The organism is Mycobacterium paraseoulense (assembly GCF_010731655.1).
GTDB classification, from domain to species: domain Bacteria; phylum Actinomycetota; class Actinomycetes; order Mycobacteriales; family Mycobacteriaceae; genus Mycobacterium; species Mycobacterium paraseoulense.
This window is the reverse complement of sequence record NZ_AP022619.1, coordinates 1,509,589-1,527,854: the sequence shown is the minus strand read 5'-3', so window position 1 is coordinate 1,527,854 and position 18,266 is coordinate 1,509,589. Positions and strand designations below refer to the sequence as shown.

General features: G+C 66.9%; 11 protein-coding genes. 5 read left to right on the top strand and 6 right to left on the bottom strand.

Annotated elements, in window-relative coordinates; translation table 11 throughout:
* Positions 1-17: 17 nt before the first annotated feature.
* The 4 genes from G6N51_RS06855 to G6N51_RS06840 all read right to left on the bottom strand — a co-directional run bounded on the left by G6N51_RS06855 (position 18) and on the right by G6N51_RS06840 (position 12,392).
* Positions 18-305, bottom strand: coding sequence for a hypothetical protein (locus G6N51_RS06855; protein ID WP_372510327.1), 288 nt, complete (start codon positions 303-305; stop codon positions 18-20).
* A 93-nt stretch (positions 306-398) separates the two neighbouring features.
* Positions 399-794 (bottom strand): heme-binding protein, encoded by a 396-nt coding sequence (locus G6N51_RS06850; protein ID WP_083172038.1) that lies wholly within the window; start codon positions 792-794, stop codon positions 399-401.
* 173 nt (positions 795-967) lie between these two features.
* Positions 968-1,666, bottom strand: a complete 699-nt coding sequence (locus tag G6N51_RS06845) for a Type 1 glutamine amidotransferase-like domain-containing protein (protein ID WP_083172039.1) — start codon at positions 1,664-1,666, stop codon at positions 968-970.
* Positions 1,659-12,392, bottom strand: a complete 10,734-nt coding sequence (locus G6N51_RS06840; protein WP_264055005.1) for a BTAD domain-containing putative transcriptional regulator — start codon at positions 12,390-12,392, stop codon at positions 1,659-1,661. The genes G6N51_RS06845 and G6N51_RS06840 overlap by 8 nt, the downstream gene beginning before the upstream one ends.
* A 139-nt stretch (positions 12,393-12,531) precedes the next feature.
* On the opposite strand from G6N51_RS06840, the gene G6N51_RS06835 reads away from it, so the two are divergent.
* Both G6N51_RS06835 and G6N51_RS06830 read left to right on the top strand, forming a co-directional pair.
* Positions 12,532-15,102: a SpoIIE family protein phosphatase gene (locus tag G6N51_RS06835; protein WP_083172041.1), complete on the top strand. Its 2,571-nt coding sequence runs from the start codon at positions 12,532-12,534 to the stop codon at positions 15,100-15,102.
* Entirely contained in the window at positions 15,102-15,425 is a 324-nt protein-coding gene (locus G6N51_RS06830; protein ID WP_083172042.1) for an STAS domain-containing protein, read from the top strand. Before G6N51_RS06835 ends, G6N51_RS06830 begins: the two co-directional genes overlap by 1 nt.
* Positions 15,426-15,442: 17 nt before the next feature.
* On the opposite strand, the gene G6N51_RS06825 is transcribed toward G6N51_RS06830, so the two are convergent.
* Positions 15,443-15,946 (bottom strand): DUF2505 domain-containing protein, encoded by a 504-nt coding sequence (locus G6N51_RS06825; RefSeq protein ID WP_083172100.1) that lies wholly within the window; start codon positions 15,944-15,946, stop codon positions 15,443-15,445.
* Positions 15,947-16,052: 106 nt separating this feature from the next.
* Here G6N51_RS06825 and G6N51_RS06820 point away from each other — a divergent pair, with 106 nt between their 5' ends.
* A complete protein-coding gene (locus tag G6N51_RS06820) occupies positions 16,053-16,268 on the top strand; it encodes a DUF3072 domain-containing protein (RefSeq protein WP_083172101.1) in 216 nt (71 codons plus the stop codon).
* On the opposite strand, the gene G6N51_RS06815 is transcribed toward G6N51_RS06820, so the two are convergent.
* Positions 16,269-17,285, bottom strand: coding sequence for a YihY/virulence factor BrkB family protein (locus G6N51_RS06815; RefSeq protein WP_083172043.1), 1,017 nt, complete (start codon positions 17,283-17,285; stop codon positions 16,269-16,271). It lies immediately after the preceding gene.
* Between the two features lie 123 nt (positions 17,286-17,408).
* On the opposite strand from G6N51_RS06815, the gene G6N51_RS06810 reads away from it, so the two are divergent.
* Both G6N51_RS06810 and G6N51_RS06805 read left to right on the top strand, forming a co-directional pair.
* The gene (locus G6N51_RS06810) at positions 17,409-17,837 is read left to right on the top strand and encodes a nitroreductase/quinone reductase family protein (protein WP_083172044.1); all 429 of its coding nucleotides are present in this window, start codon (positions 17,409-17,411) and stop codon (positions 17,835-17,837) included.
* A 68-nt stretch (positions 17,838-17,905) separates the two neighbouring features.
* Positions 17,906-18,211, top strand: coding sequence for a hypothetical protein (locus G6N51_RS06805; protein ID WP_083172102.1), 306 nt, complete (start codon positions 17,906-17,908; stop codon positions 18,209-18,211).
* The last annotated feature ends 55 nt before the right edge of the window (positions 18,212-18,266 follow it).

Here is an 18,266-nt window from a genome sequence, read left to right as displayed (position 1 = left end):
CCGGAGTCAACGCCGGCTCAGAAGCAGCCGCTTACGTGAACCCGCCGGCCGCCTCCCACGCAGACGTTGACCGGTGGAGGGGGCGGGGGCGGAAAGTCTTGCGGCAGTGGCGCATACGCGTCCGGCGGCGGGACGTTGGCGTTGATCGTATCGGCAACGTTGGTGCACCCGCTCACCGAAACCCGCCTGCCGACGCTGGCGCAGACGTCCGCGTTGGCGACGCCGGAGGGCTGCACGAGGCCATACATCTCGGGAATCGCGGCCAGGGTCAACACCGCCATCCCCCCAACGATCCACGACCGCACGTTCATCGCGATCTCCTTCCCAGTACGGCAGCGCTTGTTCGGACCGAAGGCGGATTGACGGTCGCTACGGGACATGCTTGCATGGCCCGTCGCTCAGGAAGTCCCGCCGCTTTGCCCCAGTAGCGGTGTCCAGTTGCACCGTTGCCGGATGTCCGCCAGCGGCTGACGGATGTTCTCAAGATCGGCTTGCTCCTGCGGGTTGGCGTTGAAGTAGTTCTGCACCTCGTCGCGGATCTGGTCTTTGGGCCGATCCTGGAGGCCGGTGTAGAAGCCGTTGAGGTCCGGATGGGTGTACAGGTAGGCCGAGAGCGCCGCCGCCACACCCGACGCGACGCCGGCTACGTCCGCTGCCGTGCAGTTAGCGGGCCGAGGAGGCGGTGGGTCGGCAGCGGCGATCCCCGCGGTAGCGCACATCAGCGTGCCGGTAACCGCGCCGGCACCGAGTGCCCCGACGAGCAGCCGGCGCGAGAACAGATCTGCGAGGAACATGACTGGCTCCTTTATCCGGCGATTGACCTGGCCGGGACGGATGTCGTTTGCCGCCCGGTCAAGTTGAGCCGGGCCGCGGTTGGCATGTTATTAACTCTGGATACGAAGCGAGGGTCTTTGCTCGGGCCGAAAGTCACTACTGGGACGGCCAACCGTCACCACGCCGACTGCGCCTACCCGAGGGGCACCCGCGAGTGCACGGTGCGATGGCCGTCGAAAACGACTCTGTGCGCCGGGCGGCGCAGGGACTCGACGGTGCCATCGGTGTGCACGATTGCTCCGCCGCCCGAGGGAATTCCGAGCCCGGTGGCCGCTCCTTCCAGCGATTCGATGGCTCGCGCCAGCCGCGCCCACCCGCCTCGCTCATCGTGCGCGTCGACGACCATGGGGACGAGATTGAACACATCGACCAGTTCCGGTGCGGGGGTTTCCGGCGTCGCGACGGCAGCATAGCGCCCGAGCTGGACCGCGCCGGCCGATACACCCACGAGAACCGCCCCTTGGGCGTACTGGCCCAGGATTACGTCCCTCATGCCGGTTTCCTCGAAGGTGTCCCAGCCGAGGCGCACGTCACCACCCGCGAGGACGATCAGCCGGGCGCCTTCGAGGAAGGCCCGGTCGGCCGCCCCGAACGACGATTCGATCATGCGGCGGTCGGTGATTCCGACGGCGTCCACCGCCGCATCGAAGATTTCGTAGAACTCCGGACGATCCCCGTTGGAGGCACCGATGTAGGCCGCGCTCAGCGGTGCCTCGCGCGCCAATCCCTCGAGGGCCTCCTCGAGGAGAAGTCGGCCCTGCCGCCTCCAGAACAGCAGCTGGCTGTCCGCCAGCAGATAGAGCGGCTGAAGTGTCGGCGCCGTCTCAGTCACCGCGGCTGAGTTCGTCGAACCTTGCGAGCGCGGCGTCGAGATCTGTTGCGTCGAAGATTTCGCAGCGGTTGATCAGGTGACCGTCGACGGTCTGGACTTCGATCCCGCGCCACTCGGCATCGAAGCCGTCCTGTGAAACGCCTTGCGCCACATGGGAGCAAACCATGCCGAGGTCAGTCAACCGATGCACGGCTTCGATTCGGAAGGTGAGGTCCGTCGTCAGTTGCCACAAGGAAAGGAGTGATGCGTCGAGACCGCCTTCCTCGAAGATGCCCGGTCGCCGGTGATCGACGTTCACCCAATCCGGCGTCGTCGGAAATAGCTCGCGCCGGTTCATCGCAGCATAGGAACCGGCGATGATCGACCACGTCCGCGCATGGGCGGCCGCCTCACCGGCGACATAGCGAGCATCGAGCTCATCAAAAGCGGCATCGGCGTCGTCGACGTCGAAAAAGACGTGGGCCGCAATTTGCCCGTCGGTGTCGGTCTCGGCGATTCCCAGCAGCTCGATGACGAATTCTCCGCGTTGCGAGTCGGGTTCAAAGGAGCGGATACGAATGAGGGCGAGGCGCTCCCCACGGGTCGCAATGACCGTCAGCGTTACCTGCACGAGTCCCTCGGCCAGGGCTCGCATGTTTGCCATCACGGCATCGCGACCGTCCCAGACGCCGACATTCACCACCCGGCGACGATCCTCGACAAGACTGTCGTCGGCCAGGATTTCGGCGATCGCCGCCCAATCGCCTGCCGCCGAGCGCGCAAAAAGTTGGTCTTCCGCTCGGCTTGCTGCGTTCTCCAGCCGCCGCGGCCGCTGGTGCAGTTCGTCAAAGCGGGCGAGGGCGGCGTCGAGCTCCGCCTCGTCGAAGACCTCGTATCGACTGAGCCGGTCACCTTCGAAGGTGAAAACAGTGATCGTCTGCCACTCGGCGTCGAAGCCCTCTTGTGAGGTCCCTTTCACCACTTGGGTGGCGACGGCTCCAAGTTCGGTCACCCGATGCACGGTCTCGACGTAAACGTGCACCTGCGGAAGAAGATCCAAATTGGCGCGAACAGTTGCGGCCAGATCGGCGCCCTCGATTGTCACGCCCCGTCGATGGTCGATGTAAATCACGTCCGGCGTCATCGTGGGGAGTTCGTGCCGATTGAACTGAGCGTGGCCTTGGGTGACCAGCGACCACACGCGCGCGTGGGTGGCCGCTTCGCCGGCGATGTACCGGGCTTCGAGTTCGGCGAAGGCGGCGTCGACGTCGTCGGCGTCGAATATGGAGTGGACGATCATCCGGTTGTCCCCGTCGATCTCCACGACGCCGATCATGTCCGCGCTAATCTCGCCGGGCTCAAGTCCGTGGGCGGAGGACCGAATGCGGGAGAGGACAAGGCGTTGCCCACGAATCGCGAGGGCCGTCCAGACAACGCCCTCGAAACCGACCTCAGCGACTGCCCGCAGGTTTGCGAGGTTCACATCGCGCCCGCGCAGTTCTCCGGAGTTGACAACCCGACGGTTGTCATGCGACACAACGCTCTCGGCGAGTATCTCGGCCATCGCCGCCCAATCGTGCGTCGCGAGGGAGATCCAAAACCGTTCAGTCACTTGGCTTGCCGCGTTATCCAGGTGGTGTGGCCGCGTTTGCAATTCGTCAAAGCGGGCAAGGGCGGCGTCGAGTTCTGTTTCGTCGAAGATCTCGGAGCGCTTGATCAGATCACCTTCGACTGTAGAGATGCCGATCTCTCGCCATTCGGCTTGGACGCCGTCGCTCGTCGTCCCCTCCACAATCCGGGTGACCACTGCGCCGAGCTCGGTCAACCGATGCACCGTTTCGATGTAGGCGCTGGGCCCCGGAGCGAGCAGATCCCAAGACGCTTCGAGGTATGCCTCCAAGTTGCCCGGTGCGAACGCTATTCCTCGTCGGTGGTCGACGTTGGACCAGTCCGGCGTCGTCGGCGGTAGCTCGTGACGATTAACCCCGGCATACGACTGTGCGATGACCGACCACGTGCGGCCGTGCCCGGCGGCTTCTCCGGCGATGTAACGCGCATCGAGCTCAGAGAACGCTGCGTCGAGGTCGTCGGGGTTGAACACAACGGTCGACCCGAGTCGGTTGTCGTCGTTGACCTCGATAACGGCGAGCGCCGCAGCTTGAAACGATGCGGGTAGCGAATCTTGGCTCGCGAAGGTGAACCGGAGTAGCGCGAGGTTCTCTCCGCGAGTCGCAACCACGGCCGCGCGCACATCGCTCATCCAGACCTCCGCGGTGGCCCGCCAATTCGCCATCTCGATATCACGACCGCGTCGGATTCCGGCGTTGATGACGGAGCGGCGGTCGTCTGAGCAGAAGTCACCCGCGATTAGTTCCGCCATGGCCTCCCAGTTATGGATGGCAAAATGCGTCAGGAACTGCTGGACGGTCTGGCTTGCCGCATTCTCCGGCGGGAGTGGCGGCTGGCTGACCTGATCGAACTGCTCGATCGCGGCGTCCAAGTCTGTCTCGTCGAAGAGCTCGCAACGGGTGAGTCGGTCGCCTTCAACGGTGAGAAGTTGAATCATGCGCCATTCGACGGCTAGGCCGTCGCGTGACGATCCTTGCGAATCGATGGTGACGACTGCTCCGATTTTGTTGAGTCGATGCACAGCCTCGATGGCGACCCGGAATTCCGGCGTGAGATCGAAGAAGGTCTGCAGAGCTGGGGTCAGCTCGCCCGACGCGAACGGCGTGCCCCGGCGGTGGTCGACGAGGGCCCAGTCCACCGCGGGGAGTTCATGTCGGTTGAACATGGTGTAGATACCTGTGATTACCGACCACGTATGGGCGTACGCGGCTGCTTCACCTGCGCGGTATCGGGCGTCGAGCTCTTGCAAGGCCGCGTCAACGTCCCCATTGTCGAACACAACAACCGCAATGATCCGCTCGTCGGCATCGACCTCGACAATGCTGAGGGCGTCGTTTTGAATCGCCTCGGGGTCGTGGCCCGAGACGCGAACTCGTGTGAGGGCAAGGCGCGCGCCGCGGATTGCCAGGGCGCCCACCATCGCCATCGTGAAGCCGACATCAACGGTCGCTTGCGCGTCTTTGATGTTGGCATCTCGACCATGCAGGATCCCGGCGTTCACCACTCGCCGGCGATCGTCGACGGAGACATCCTTGGAGGTTATTTGAGCCACGGCGTGCCAGTCGCCCGCTGCGACGTACGAGTAAAGGCGCTCGAATATCCGCGTTGCCGTGTTCTCGACGCGCGGCGCCGGCCGGCTGAGTTGTTCGAACCGCGCGAGCGCTTTGTTCAAACCCGCTTCGTCGAATACCTCGGTGCGGTTGATCATGTCGCCTTCTATCGTGAAGACGGCGATCCCTGACCACTCCGCGTCAAAGCCACCTTGTGAGGTTTCATGGGCCGCGTAAGTGACGACTGCTCCGAGAGTGTTCAGCCGATGCACTTCCCTGACATATACGTGGTTGTTTGGCTCGAGTGCCAACCCGGCGCGGATATACGCAATCAGGTCACCGGGACCGAACGCCGTCTCCTGCCGGTGGTCGACGTTGACACAATCGGGCGTAGTCAGCGGCGGCTCGCCCTGGTTGAGCGCCGCATAACTACTCGCGACGATTGACCAGGCCCGCGAGTGGGCAGCCGCTTCGCCGGCGATGTATCGCGCGTCGAGTTCTGCGATGGCGGCGTCGAAGTCGTCGAGGTCGAACGAGACAGCGGCGAGGATCCGCTCATCTGCATTGATTTCGCTGAGACCAAGCATCTCGCCAAGAAATGCCTCTGGCCCTCTATCGCGAAAGGAGAATCCGACTCGCATGAGCACGAGGTGCTCACCGCGGGTCGCTATGACCGTCGACGCCACATTGACGATCCCCAGTTGGGCGATCGCCTGCAAGTCTGCGATCTCGGCGTCTCGACCGTGTCGAACACCCGCGCCCACTACGCGACGGCGATCGTCTTGAGAGAAGTCTTTAGCCAGGGCCTCCGCTAGCGCATCCCACTCGCAGGCAGCGAAGTCAGCGAGGAAGCGCTCAGACGCCCGGCTCGCCGCATTCTCCAGTCGGGGCGTTGGACGGCTGAGTTGTTCGAACCGTGCCGTCGCGGCGTCAAGCTCTGCCTCGTCGAAAACCTCAGTGCGGTTGATCAGGTCGCCTTCGACCGTGATAACGCTGATCACTCGCCACTCGGCGTGGAATCCGTCTTGCGAGGTCTCGTGCGCGACGTGGGTGATGACCGCGCCGAGGCCATTCAGACAGTGCACCGATTCGATGAAGCACCTCAGATCAGATGTAGTACTCCATGCGGCGCCCATCAACGCCGCCATTTCACCAGGCGCGATCGACGTACCTCGCCGGTGGTCGATGTTTACCCAATCCGGCGTTGTCGCTGGCATTTCGCGCCGATTGATCGACGCGAAGCTTTGCGTGATGACCGACCACGTGCGCGCATGAGCCGCTGCTTCGCTGGCGATGTATCGCGCGTCGAGTTCTGTGAGGGCGGCCTCGATATCGTCGGGGTCGAAGCCAACGTGGGCCGCCAACCGCTCGTCGGCATCGACTTCGATGACGCTGAGAAATTGGATACGGAATTCCCCAGATTGCTCGCCTCGCCCGACGATCGACGATCGACAGAGCGCTAGGCGCTCACCGCGGGTGGCGATAACCGTCGACATTATCTTCTTGCCGCCGATCGCCGCTGTGGCTTGACTGTTAGCGACCTCGACATCCCGGCCACGTCGGATCCCGGCGTTCACCATGCGTCGACGATCGTCATCGATCATGTTTTCCGCCATGGCGTTAGCCGTCGCATTCCAGTCCCGGGCCGCGAAATACGCGGCCAAGCGGCCGTACGCCCGGCTCGCTGCGTTCTCCAGTTCGGGTGACGGACGGGTGAGTTGATCGAACCTCGCGATCGCAGCGTCCAAGTCTGTCTCGTCGAAGAGCTCGCTGCGACTGATGTGATCGCCATCGAACGTCACGATGTCGGTCACCCGCCACTCGGCGTCGAAACCGTCTGGCGAGGTCCCGATTGCCACGTGGGTAATCACCGCGCCGAGATTGTCCAGCCGGTGCACAGCCTCAATGTAGATGCGGGACTGGGGCGAGAGTTCCCAAGTGGCAAGGAGATATGCGCCCAGATCACCCGCACCGATTGGTGCGAGTCGCCGGTGGTCGATGCTCGTCCAGTCGGGTGTCGTCTTCGGGATTCTCCGCTGGTTCAGCGCTGCGAATGCGTCCGTAACGAGCGACCAGGTGCGGGCGTAGGTCGCCGCTTCGCCGGCCAGATAACGGGCGTCGAGCTGTGCGATGGCCGCGTCGATGTCTTCCATGTCGTACGTGGCGACGTTCGCGATCCGGTGGTCGGTGTCGATTTCGACGACGTTGAGCGCGTCGTTTTCAATCGCCTTGGGGTCTTGGCCGGCCGCGCGAACACGCGCCAGGACGAGGCGCTCCCCGCGGATCGCCACCGCGCTGACCATCGATATCGTGAAACCGACGTCGGCCGCCGCGCGCAAATCTCTGACCACGTCGTCTCGGCTAAGTTGCGTTTCGGCACTCACGACTCGCCGGTGATCGATGCCGACAAAGTCATCGGCCACGGTGTCGCCCAGGGCTTCCCAGTCGCGCGTCGCGAAGTGTGACCAGACGTGGTCGAATACGCGCGCCGCCGTGTTCTCCAGTCGTGCTGCGGGCCGACTGAGTTGTTCGAACCTCGCGATCGCGGCATCCAGGTCTTTATCGTCGAAGACTTCTAAGCGGTTGATCAAGTCGCCTTCGATCGTGAGAATGTTGATCCCTCGCCACTCGGCTTCGAAACCCTCTTGTGAGGTTTCATGCGTCATAGAGGTGACCACAGCTCCGAAGTCGTTAAGCCGATGAACCGCCTGGACGAAGTTGCCGAGGTCAGGGGTGGCGAGCCAATTAGTGAGTAACGCAGACACATGACCAGGCGCAAAAGCTATCCCTCGACGGTGGTCGATGTTCACCCAATCAGGTGTCGTCGCCGGATGCTCACGCCGATTGAGCGCGGCATAGGCCCGAGTGATCACCGCCCAGGTGTGCGCGTGGGCCGCAGCTTCGCCTGCAAGATACCTGGCATCGAGCTCCGCGATGCCGGACTCGACGTCGTCGAGGTCGAACATGACAAGCGCCGTTATCCGCCCGACGTCGTCGACCTCGACTAACTGAAGGACATCGACGCCGAATGTCTCGGGTTGCTCGTCGCCCTGCGAGAATCGGGCGTGAGTCAGGACGAGCCGCTCCCCACGGGTGGCGACCACGTTTGACGTCGCTTGAGTGACCCCGAGGTCGGCGGCCCAGCGGACATTTCCCATCGCGGCGTCTCGGCCGCGTTGGACGCCCGAATTCACCACGCGACGGCGATCTTCGTTGTGAACGTCGTCAATCAGTGTTTGCGCCAAGCCGTCCCAGTCGCGGGCCATGAAGCACGCTTGCATGCGCTCATACGTTCGGCAGGCCGCGTTCTCCTGCCGCCTTACCGGTGCGGGTGGCGCCTCTAATCGGGCGTGTGCGGCCTCGAGCTCGGCCAGCGCGGCATCCATGTCTTCGAGGTCGAACCACACCTGCAGGGATATCCGGTCATCTTCGTCGATGCCATAAAGCAGGAGGAATTCGTCCTGCGGTGCCCCAGGGCTGACGTCATCCGCGCCTATCACCAATCGAGCGAGCGCTAGACGCTCGCCTCGCGCGGCGATAACCACTTGGGTCACCCGCATAGGGACCGTCTCCAAGACGCGCCTGTTCACATGTGGAAACTCGCCCGGTGGGACGTCGATCCGTCCAAAGCCGACAATTTTCCGGCGGCTCTCGATGAATCCATCTGGCGCGAACAGTTGCTCGAACTCGTCCCAAGCCTCACGATTTATTGCGGCCGTGACGCGTTCGCCCGCTCGGACGCATGAATTGTCGAGTTCGACAAAGCTCGCCTCAGGTGGCGTCGGTACGGGCGGAACGGCCCGTTCGCCGAGAACCCGACGCGCCCTTTCGGCAAGCGCCACAGCCCCTTTTCGTTCGTAAAGCTCGACCGCCCGCTCGGCGGCCGACCGCGCTCCCGCGACGTCGCCGGCCGCACCCAAAGCCGTTGCCAGCCCAAGGCATGCATCCCCATGATCGACCAACGCGTCGGTGCGCTCGGCCAGTGCGACGGCCTCCTCAGCGAGCCGCCGGGCCTCGTCGTGGTCCCCGCCGCGGGACAGCAGCCGCGCCCGAAGGGTGCGCCAGGCGATCGCCGCCTTCAACGCGTGACCAGCCAGGCGCTCACTCTCGGCGCACAATTCGTCCGCCTCGGCATCCCGGTCGAGCGCGAGGCACGTGCGGCCCAGTAACGCCGCGGTTTCGGCGGTGTCGGCGTCAAGACCCATGCGGCGAAAACCGTTGTAGGCCTTGCGCAGGTGTGCCTCGGCCGCGGCGGGTTCGTCGACCACCAGCTCGACAATCCCGGCGAACTGCTCGACCTCGACAAGGGCATGGCGCAGGCCCAGCTCGGTGACCGTGCGCCGGGCCGAGTCGATCATCCGCCGTGCTGCCGCCGCCCGTCCGCGGAAGGCTTCCAACACGGCTTGGCAGCGCGTCGACGTCGCTTCGACCGCCGGGGAGTCGGTGGTGATGCGGAGCAGCCGCACCACGTCCAGGCACCGCCCGCCGGCGCGGGGGACCGGGTTGGGGCCCCAGAGCGCGGCGAGTGGCGCTTGCGCCAGTACTGCGTTCACGCGGCGGTGTTCACGCGCGCGCCGCGCCGCCGTGAGAGCGTCGTCCAGGGCGATCTCGCAGTCGCCGATCCTGCCCAGCCGGGCCAGGCACCCGGCGCGCACGGTGTGCGCGTTGGCTTCTCCGGCGGCGTCGCCGAGTTCGGCCAGCTTGTCGGCGGCCGCGCCCACCGCGGCCTCGACCTCGTCCAGCCGCTCGGGGTGAATGAGCATCGACAGTTGGCCGTCGAAGCATGTCGCCCACGCCGCGAGTTGGGCGGAATCTACTGTGGCCGTTTGTAATTGAGTGACCGCACCAGCCGCCGAAGCCACGTCACCCGCGGCCAGCAGGGCCTCGCAGCGCGCGATCAGCAGCGCCGCAACTTGGTCGTCGCGGTCGGGCAGCTCGTCGTCGATCTCCTCCAGCGCGTGCAGGGCACGGTCATAGAGGTCGGCGGCACCTTCGTAGGCGAGTCGGGCCATCGCCTGATCGGCGGCACGCCGGCAGTAGAGGACCGCCTTGGCCGCATTCCCCGCCCACGCGCATTCGAAGTAGTGATGGGCCAGCTCGGCGAGCCGCTCATCGTCGGGACCGGGCTCGTTCTCCAACGTGGCGGCGATGCGCTGGTGCAGCCGCATGCGCCGCACGGACGGCAGCTCGGCGAGCAGCGACTGCCGGACTATCGCGTGGTTGAACCGGTAGCGGCCGCCGGGCTCTTCGATGACGATGCCGGCCTTGCACGCCTGGTCGAACGCGTCGACCAGGTCGTCTCCCACCACGCTTTCCACCAGTTCCAAGGCGAACCGACTGCCGACGACGGCGGCCGCGGCAAGCGCCCTGTTCGCCTCCACCGGTAGTCGCGACAGCCGGCGGCTCACCGCCTCGCGCACTCCCTGTGGCAGGGTGCTCTGGTCCCAGCGGCCGCCGCTTTCATCGACGTGACGCAGGGCCTCGATGAGGAAGAACGGATTGCCACCCGTGACCGACGCCAACGCCCGGGCCAGCTCTTCGTCGTCGTAGCCGGCCTCGGCGACGTAGGCGGTCACGTCGTCCTCGTCGAGGCCGCTCAGGCTGAGCCGGCTGGCGGTGCCGTCGCGATGAAGGTCGGCGAGCATCGCCGCCAAAGGGTGCGAGCGGTCCAGGTCCGTGCTGCGGTAGGTGCCGATGATCTGCACGCGGGCGTGTTCGCCGAAACGCAGGAGGTGTCGCAACAGCAGCAGCGTGGGCTTGGCCGCCCAGTGCAGGTCATCGAGGATCAAGACCACGGGCGCGCGCGCGGAGGCCAGTGCCAACAGCGCAACGACGGCGTCGAAAAGGGCGTAGCGCTCGGTGTCGGGGTCGGCGCGGGTCGGCGCCGCCAGGTCGGGGACGACGTCGGTCAGCCCGGGAACCAGGGTGAGCAGCGCCTCCACGCCGCGCAGGCCGCGAAGCCCGCCCGCACCGAGACACGGCACCAGCGAACGCAACGCCTCCGCGAAAGGCTGGTACGGCGCGCCAAGGTCCTCGTCGCATCGGCCGTAGATGACCAGGGCGCCCAGGTCGTAAGCCTGCCGGGCCCACTCACCGGCCAGACGCGTCTTGCCGACACCGGGTTCGCCCGCGATCAGCACGGCGTTGGTGCCGCCGGCAAGCGAGGTCTGCCATGCCGAAGACAGTTGCTCCAGCTCGTCGCCGCGCCCGACGAACGGCCCGCGGCCGGCAAGCACCGCGGGCAGGCTCGGGCGTGGTAGCGGCGCGTCGGTTGGAACGTCTTGACGAGGCCCGCCGGTGGTTTGCAGTTGAAGTTCGAAGACGTGTTCCGGGCGCGCGAGGTTGCGCAGCTGGCGGGTGCCCAGGTCGGCGAGGATCACGTCGTCGGGCAGTGAGTCGATGACGAGTTCCGCGGTGGCGCCCGAGCACAGGATCTGGCCCCCCATAGCCAACGACCGCAGCCGGGCGACGCGGTTGACCGCCCGGCCGAAGTAGTCGCCGTCGCGCAGTTCGACCTCCCCGGTGTGCAAAGCCACGCGAACGCGCATCGGATCCCGCAGCTCCCACGGCTCGGAGACGATCGCCTCTTGCAGCTCGATGGCGGCGGCAGCGGCCGCCGAGGGCCGCTCGAAAACCGAGAACGTGGCGTCGCCCTCGCCGCGCGTCTTGATCAGGCGGCCTCCGCGGGACGTGACGACCTGCTCGACGAGCTCGTCGTGCCGCGCCAGCGCCACCGCCATCGCTTGGGCATCCGCCTCCCACGCGGCCGTCGACCCTTCGATATCGGTCAGTAGGAATGTCACGGCGCGAGTCACCGACGAGAGTTGTTGCGCGGCAGGTGCTTCCAGCGCAGAGTCCTGCGAAACGATTGCCGCCTCCAGTCGGCGCAAGTCCGGTCCGGGGTCGACGCCCAGTTCCTCGGCGAGCAGCGCACGCGCCCGCTGGTATGCGCCAAGCGCCTCGCCCTGCCTGCCGGCCCGGTACAGCGCGAGCATGAGCTGACCCCAACGCCGCTCACGCAGCGGCGCCTCGGCCACCGCGGCCTCGAGCTCGCCGATGATCTCGGCAGCCCGGCCCGTGGCGAGCAGCGCATCGGCTCGATCCTCCACCAGCGCGGCATGGCCCTCGATCCACCGGGTCTTCTCCGACGTTCCGCGCCGGCCGTCGGGCAGCTCGGGGATTCCGCGCCATAGGGCGAGTGCCTCCTCGAAGCGGGCCACCGCCTGGCCGGTGTCGCCGGCGGCAGCGGAGTCGCGCGCCAGTCGGGCGGCCGATTTGTACCGCGCGGCATCGACCTGGGCCTCGGCCAGCGTCCACCCCGCGCCCGCCGTCAGGACAAAGCCGTCGCCGAGGGTGCGGCGTAACGAGGAGATGTGGGTTTGCAGGGCCTTGGCCGCGGTGCGGGGCGGGTGCTCGCCCCACAGCAGCTCGACGAGCGTGTCGGCAGCCACGACGGAACCGCCGTGCAGCCCGAGCATCGACAGGATCGCGCGAGGTTTGGCGCCCGGGATAGCGACGGGCGCCCCGTCTCGCCGGACCTGGAGAGGCCCCAAAACCCCCAGTTCCACCGATGGAAGCGTACTCATAACCGCCATCGTCGGTGGGGCGATTCAATGCGTGGTCAAGATCGAGTAAAGCCGTGCGACCGGCCTGCAAGGCCGCCGCCGCCTGTAGGGATTGCTCAGGTGGAGGGTTAGGTTTGTATCCATGGGCAACGAAGGGGGTGGATCGGCGTTCACCTGGCAGGGCCGGCGCGAGCTGGTGAGCCAGATACATGAGCAACTCGAGGAGCTGGTGGCGGCTCGCGACCAGATGGAACATCTGGTGCGGGTCATCAGCGCGGTTGGTTCCGATCTCGACCTGGACGTGACGCTGCATCGCATCGTCGAGGGCGCGATGGAGCTGACCGGCTCCCGCTACGCAGCCCTGGGCGTCCGCGCTCCCGACGGCACCCTGGCCGCTTTCGTCCGCGCGGGCATGGACGAACCAACGGCGCGGCGGCTCGGCAATCTGCCGGTCGGCGACGGCCTGCGCCTCGACGATGTCAGTGCCCATCCGCAGGCGGGCGAGCTGCGGGCCCACGGTCCGCCGATGCGGGCGCTGCTCGGGCTACCGATCACGGTGCGGTCGGCCGACTTCGGGAGCCTGTATCTGGTGGACGACCGGCCGGGCCGGGTCTTCACCGACTCCCAGGCCGCCGCCGTGCGGGCGCTGGCGATCGCGGCCGCAGCGGCCATCGACAACGCGCGGCTGTTCGAGCGGGAACGTGAATCGGCGAAATGGACGAAGGCCAGCCGCGAGATCACGACCGCGCTGCTGTCCGGCGACCCCCAGACCCGGCCGTTGCAGCTGATCGTGAACCGGGCGCTGGAGTTGGCCGGCGCCGAGCAGGCGATTCTGCTGGTGCCCAAGGAGCCCGACCTGCCCGCCGACGAGGTCGACACCCTCGTCGTGGCGGCCACGGCCGGGCGGTACTCCTCGGAGGTGATCGGTCGCCAGGTGCCGATGGACGGCTCCACCACGGGCGGTGTGGCGCGGCGCGGCCTGCCGCTGATCACCGAGTCCTTCCAATATCCGATCGAGGGATTCACCGACGTCGGTGAACGTTCAGCGATCGTCATGCCGCTGATCGCCGACGGCGCCGTGCTCGGCGTCATCGCCGTTGCCCGCGACCCGCAGCAGTCGCCGTTCGGCGACGATTACCTCGAGCTCGTCAGCGACTTCGCGCGGCATGCGGCCATCGCCCTGGCGCTGGCGGCGGGCCGCGAACATGCGCTCAACCAAGAGCTCGCTCAGGCGGACACCGTCGACGACGCGGTCACCGCCGCGGCCGAGGAGTTGCGCCGGCTGTGGCGGGCCCGCCGGGTCCTGGCCGTCACCTTCCCGACCCCCAGTTCCACTACCGAAACCGCCGATGGCGTACCGCAAGTCGTGTCGGTCGGCGAGGCCGCACAGTGGAACGACCTGCCGTCGCATACCCAGCAGGTCCTGAGCTCGCTGCGCAACGGCGAGTTCCTCACCCCGAGCTCCGGGGAAGCCGGGACGGCGGGCATCGCGCTGCAGCATCCGGAGGGCGTGCTCGTCGTCTGGATCGATCTGGCCGAGCGGCGGCCGTTCACCCTCGAGGACCAGACCTTGCTCACGGTGCTGGCGGGCCGCCTGGGCCAGGGCCTACAGCGGGTCCACCAGGTCGACCAGCAGCGCGAAACCGCCCTGGCGCTGCAGCACGCGATCCTGGGCCCCGCTGACCTGCCGCACGGCTTCGCGGTGCGCTATCAGGCCGCCAGCGCTCCCCTGCAGGTGGGGGGTGACTGGTACGACGTCGTCGACCTGGACGACGGCCGCATCGCGATGGTCGTCGGCGACTGCGTGGGGCATGGCCTGGCCGCCGCCACCGTGATGGGCCAGGTGCGCAGCGCCTGCCGCGCGTTGCTGTTCGAAAACCCCAGCCCGGGCGCCGCTCTCGCCGGGATGGATCGGTTCGCCGCGCGGTTGCCCGGCGCCCAATGCACCACCGCCGTCTGCGCGGTGCTCAACCCCGAGACCGGTGAGCTGGTGTACTCCAGTGCCGGGCACCCGCCGCCCATCCTGGTCCACGCGGACGGCACCACCGAGATGCTCGACGCCGGCCACACCATCGCCCTGGGAGTGCGAGCCGACTGGTCGCGCCCCGAGGCGCGGGTGACCCTGCCGGCGCGCGCGACCCTGTTGCTCTACACCGACGGGCTGGTCGAACGGCGCCGCACCGCGCTGGGGCAGGGCATCTCCCGCGCCGCCGCGCTCGTGCAGGAGGGCCGGGCGTCCACGCTCGACGACTTGGCGAACCAGATCATGTCCGGGCTGGCCCCCGGCGGGGGCTACCAGGACGACGTCGTGCTCCTGCTGTATCGCCATCCCGCGCCGCTGGAGCTGACGTTCCCCGCCGACGTGAGCCACCTCGCCCCGGCCCGAACGGCGTTGCGCACCTGGTTGACTCGGACCCGGCTGGACCCGGAACAGGCGATGAACGTGCTCGTCGCCGCGGGGGAGGCCGTCTCCAACGCCATCGAGCACGGTCACCGCGACAAACCGGAGGGCACGATCAGGCTGGGCGCGACCGCGCTGGTCGACCAGGTGCGGTTGACCATCACCGATACGGGCTCGTGGAAGCCTCCGCAACCGGCCAGCTATCCCCATCGGGGCCGGGGTATCGCCCTCATGCGAGGGCTCATGCACGACGTCACCATCAACCCCGACGCAGCGGGAACCACGGTCCACCTATCGGCGAGGATCACATGATGGCCACGACGCTCACCCTCGACACCGCGCGCCGCACCGACGGGGAATTGATGCTGGTCGCCTCGGGGGAGATCGACCTGAGCAACATCGACGCCTTCGTCGATGCCCTCACCAGCGCCAGCGGCGAGGCCGCCGGTGGCGGCCCGCTCACCGTCGACCTCAGCGGCGTCGAGTACCTCGATAGCGCCGCGATCAACGCGTTGTTCACCCACGCCAACCACATCCATCTGATCGCCCACCCGATCCTGATGCCCATCCTCACCATCAGCGGCCTGACCGAACTCGTCGCCGTGCAGCCCGCGTCACCGGTCGCGGAAGGCTGACGAACTTCGACGCGCCGTCAGGTGTTGTCGGCGATCCAGGTGGCGGTGAAGCGCTGCAGCGCCGGAATGCTCTCTGCCAGATCGGCTTCCATCGACTTTTCGAGCTTGCGGCCGACGAGCGGGATCTTCACCGCCACCTGCACGGCGAAGCGCAGTCGCGCGCCGTCGCCCGCGGGGGCCATCCAGGCTTCCGCACGGCCCGATCCCACCCCGCCGGACGACACCACGCTGATCTGCCCACGGACCTCGCCGTCGCCGGCCGGTCGCCACGTCTCGCTATGCACGATCTTCAGCTCGCCCGGAATGGCTTTGGCGATGAACGTCGGCATTACCTGGCGGGACACGTGTTGGGTGGCGCGGATCGCCACCGTGCCGTCGGCGTCGACGACCAGCGAATCCAGCGTGGTGGGAGCGTTGCTGGCTCGAAGGCGGGCCAGCCAGTAGTCCTCGCGGCCGAACGTCGTGTGGATTTGCTCCACGCTGGCCGGCGACTCGATCAGGATGTCGAAGGAACGCGACATGCCACCCATCCTTCCAAATTGCGCGGCGTTCCGGCTGAGACGCCCGCCACCCGCGTCATGTTTCGAACGTACGTGCGACGGTTATTCCTCCCCGCGGAGGTGGATGATGACGACTGACGACACACGGCAGGCGCCGAGTGAGAATCCCGAGAAGGACACGTCCCAGTGGGTGACCGGCGACGAGCCGATGACCGGTCCCCAGCGCAGCTACGTGCACACGCTGGCCCAAGAGGCCGGGCGCGACGTTCCCGACGACATGACGAAGGCTCAAGCCTCGGAGCTCATCGACGAGCTCCGGCAACAAACCGGCCGCGGCAACTGACTAACCGGCGGGCCGGCTGCGGATGGTCGGAGGCTTCGGCGTCCGGGGCCGGCTCGCCTTGCGGGCCAGGTCCCCGAATCTGACGCTGACGCGCTGAAACCCCTTGAAACGCTCGGCCTTTGCCTTCTTGGTGTAGGTCTTGCGGTCGGCCGGTGTGAGTTCGGCGTCATCGGTGAATGGCGTGAGCAGAGCACGCGGGTAAAGCCGTTCCACCAGGACGACATTGATTTCCGCGCACAAAACCAGCGTCGACGAGACCAGGAACAGGAAGGCCAGCAATCCCAGCACCAACGCGAAGACGCTGTTGGTGGCGCTGGCCGTCTTCACCGTGTGCCGGATGTATCCGGCACCGCCCCACTGCAATACCTGCCAGATCGCCGCTGCCGCAAGCGCTCCCGGCAACACCTGGCGATAGGTGAGCCCCCGCGCGGTGGTCACACGAAACGCCACAAGGCAGATCAACGCGTTGATCCCCACGGCGACCAGAGCGACGCCGATCTTTCCGAACATGCCCAGCGCTCCGGTAGCCTGACCGGCCGCGGACAGGGCGGTGGCGGCCAGGGCGGCCGAGCCGAGGACCACCAACAACACCAGGCTGCGCAGGCGGGAACGGACCGGGTCCGGACGCTTGTTCCTCGGTACGGCCCATACCGAGTCCATCGCGTTCTGCACCGCCTGACCGACGCCCAGGCCGCCGTACAGCGCCCCCGCGACGCCGACGACCACGGCGACGGTCCCTCCGCTGAGGCCCGCGGGCTGATGCAGCTGGCTGCCGATCACGGGGAACTGGCTCAACGTGCTGTGCAGCACTTGTTCCTGCAGATCGGGGCGACCGGCCAGGACCACCCCGAGGCCCGTCGTCAACAGCAGCAGCAGGGGGAACAGCGACACGAACCCGTAATAGGTGATCAGGGCGGACAGGTAGCCGCCTTGGTCGTCGACGTACTTGTAAACGACGGCAATCGCCACGCCCGCGGCGCGGTTTCGTCGCTGCAGCCTGTCCAGCCAGCCGACCATCTCGTGCTCACTTCGTTTCTACGGAAGCGGATACCCCCCCGATGGGGCTGCCAGGTGATACCCGAATCCGGCGACGGTCAATCGCGCGCCGGTCACGTCCGCCTCTCATGCCAAGATGGGCGAATGGACGACGACAAGAGTGCGGAGCGTGAGTTCAACGAGCGCAACATCGAGGAATTCCGCCGCAACGGGGGCAAGGTGGGCGGACAGTTCGAGGGCTTCCCGTTGCTGCTGTTGACGTCGACCGGTGCGCGCAGCGGTGCGCAGCGGGTGAACCCCGTCGCCTACTTCGACATCGACGGCAAGCTCTATATCGTCGGATCTGCCGCGGGCCGGGACACCAACCCCGCATGGGTGCACAACATCCGCGCCAACCCCCGGGTGACTGTGGAGATCGGCTCGCAGGCCCCCCAGCCGGCAACCGTGCGCGAATTGCCGCGCGGCGAGCGCGATTTCGTGTACGGCGTCGTCGTCGAGCGGGCGCCGGGGTTCGGCGAGTACCGGGAGCGCACCGACCGAGTCATCCCGGTCTTCGAACTAGTCACCGAATAACAACGCGGCCAACGGGTTGCGTGTCGCAAAATGATGTGCATCGTGTCGCCGGCCGGGAGGAGACCGACATGACAATCGCTGTGATAAGCGATTCGGTGCGGGGCTGGGCATTCGGCGCCGTCGGGCTCGCTTTGGCGATGTTGGCGGCGATCGCGATTTCGGCGCCGGCGATCGGCCGGGCCGACCCCAATTGCGCTGCGGGTTTCGTGTGGAGCGTGGACCAGAATCAATGCGTGCCCGGGGTCCCCGCCGTGAACGGACCGGGCGGACCCGGTGGCCCCGGCGAACCGGGCGGAGCGGGTGTTCCGGGCGGATCAGGGGGGTCCGGCGGTCCGGGTGCACCCGGCAACCTTGGTCCGCGGTCGGGCCCCTAGCCCAGAGCCGCGATCACCGCGGCGACCTTCGGCGAAACGCTCGGGAACCAATCGC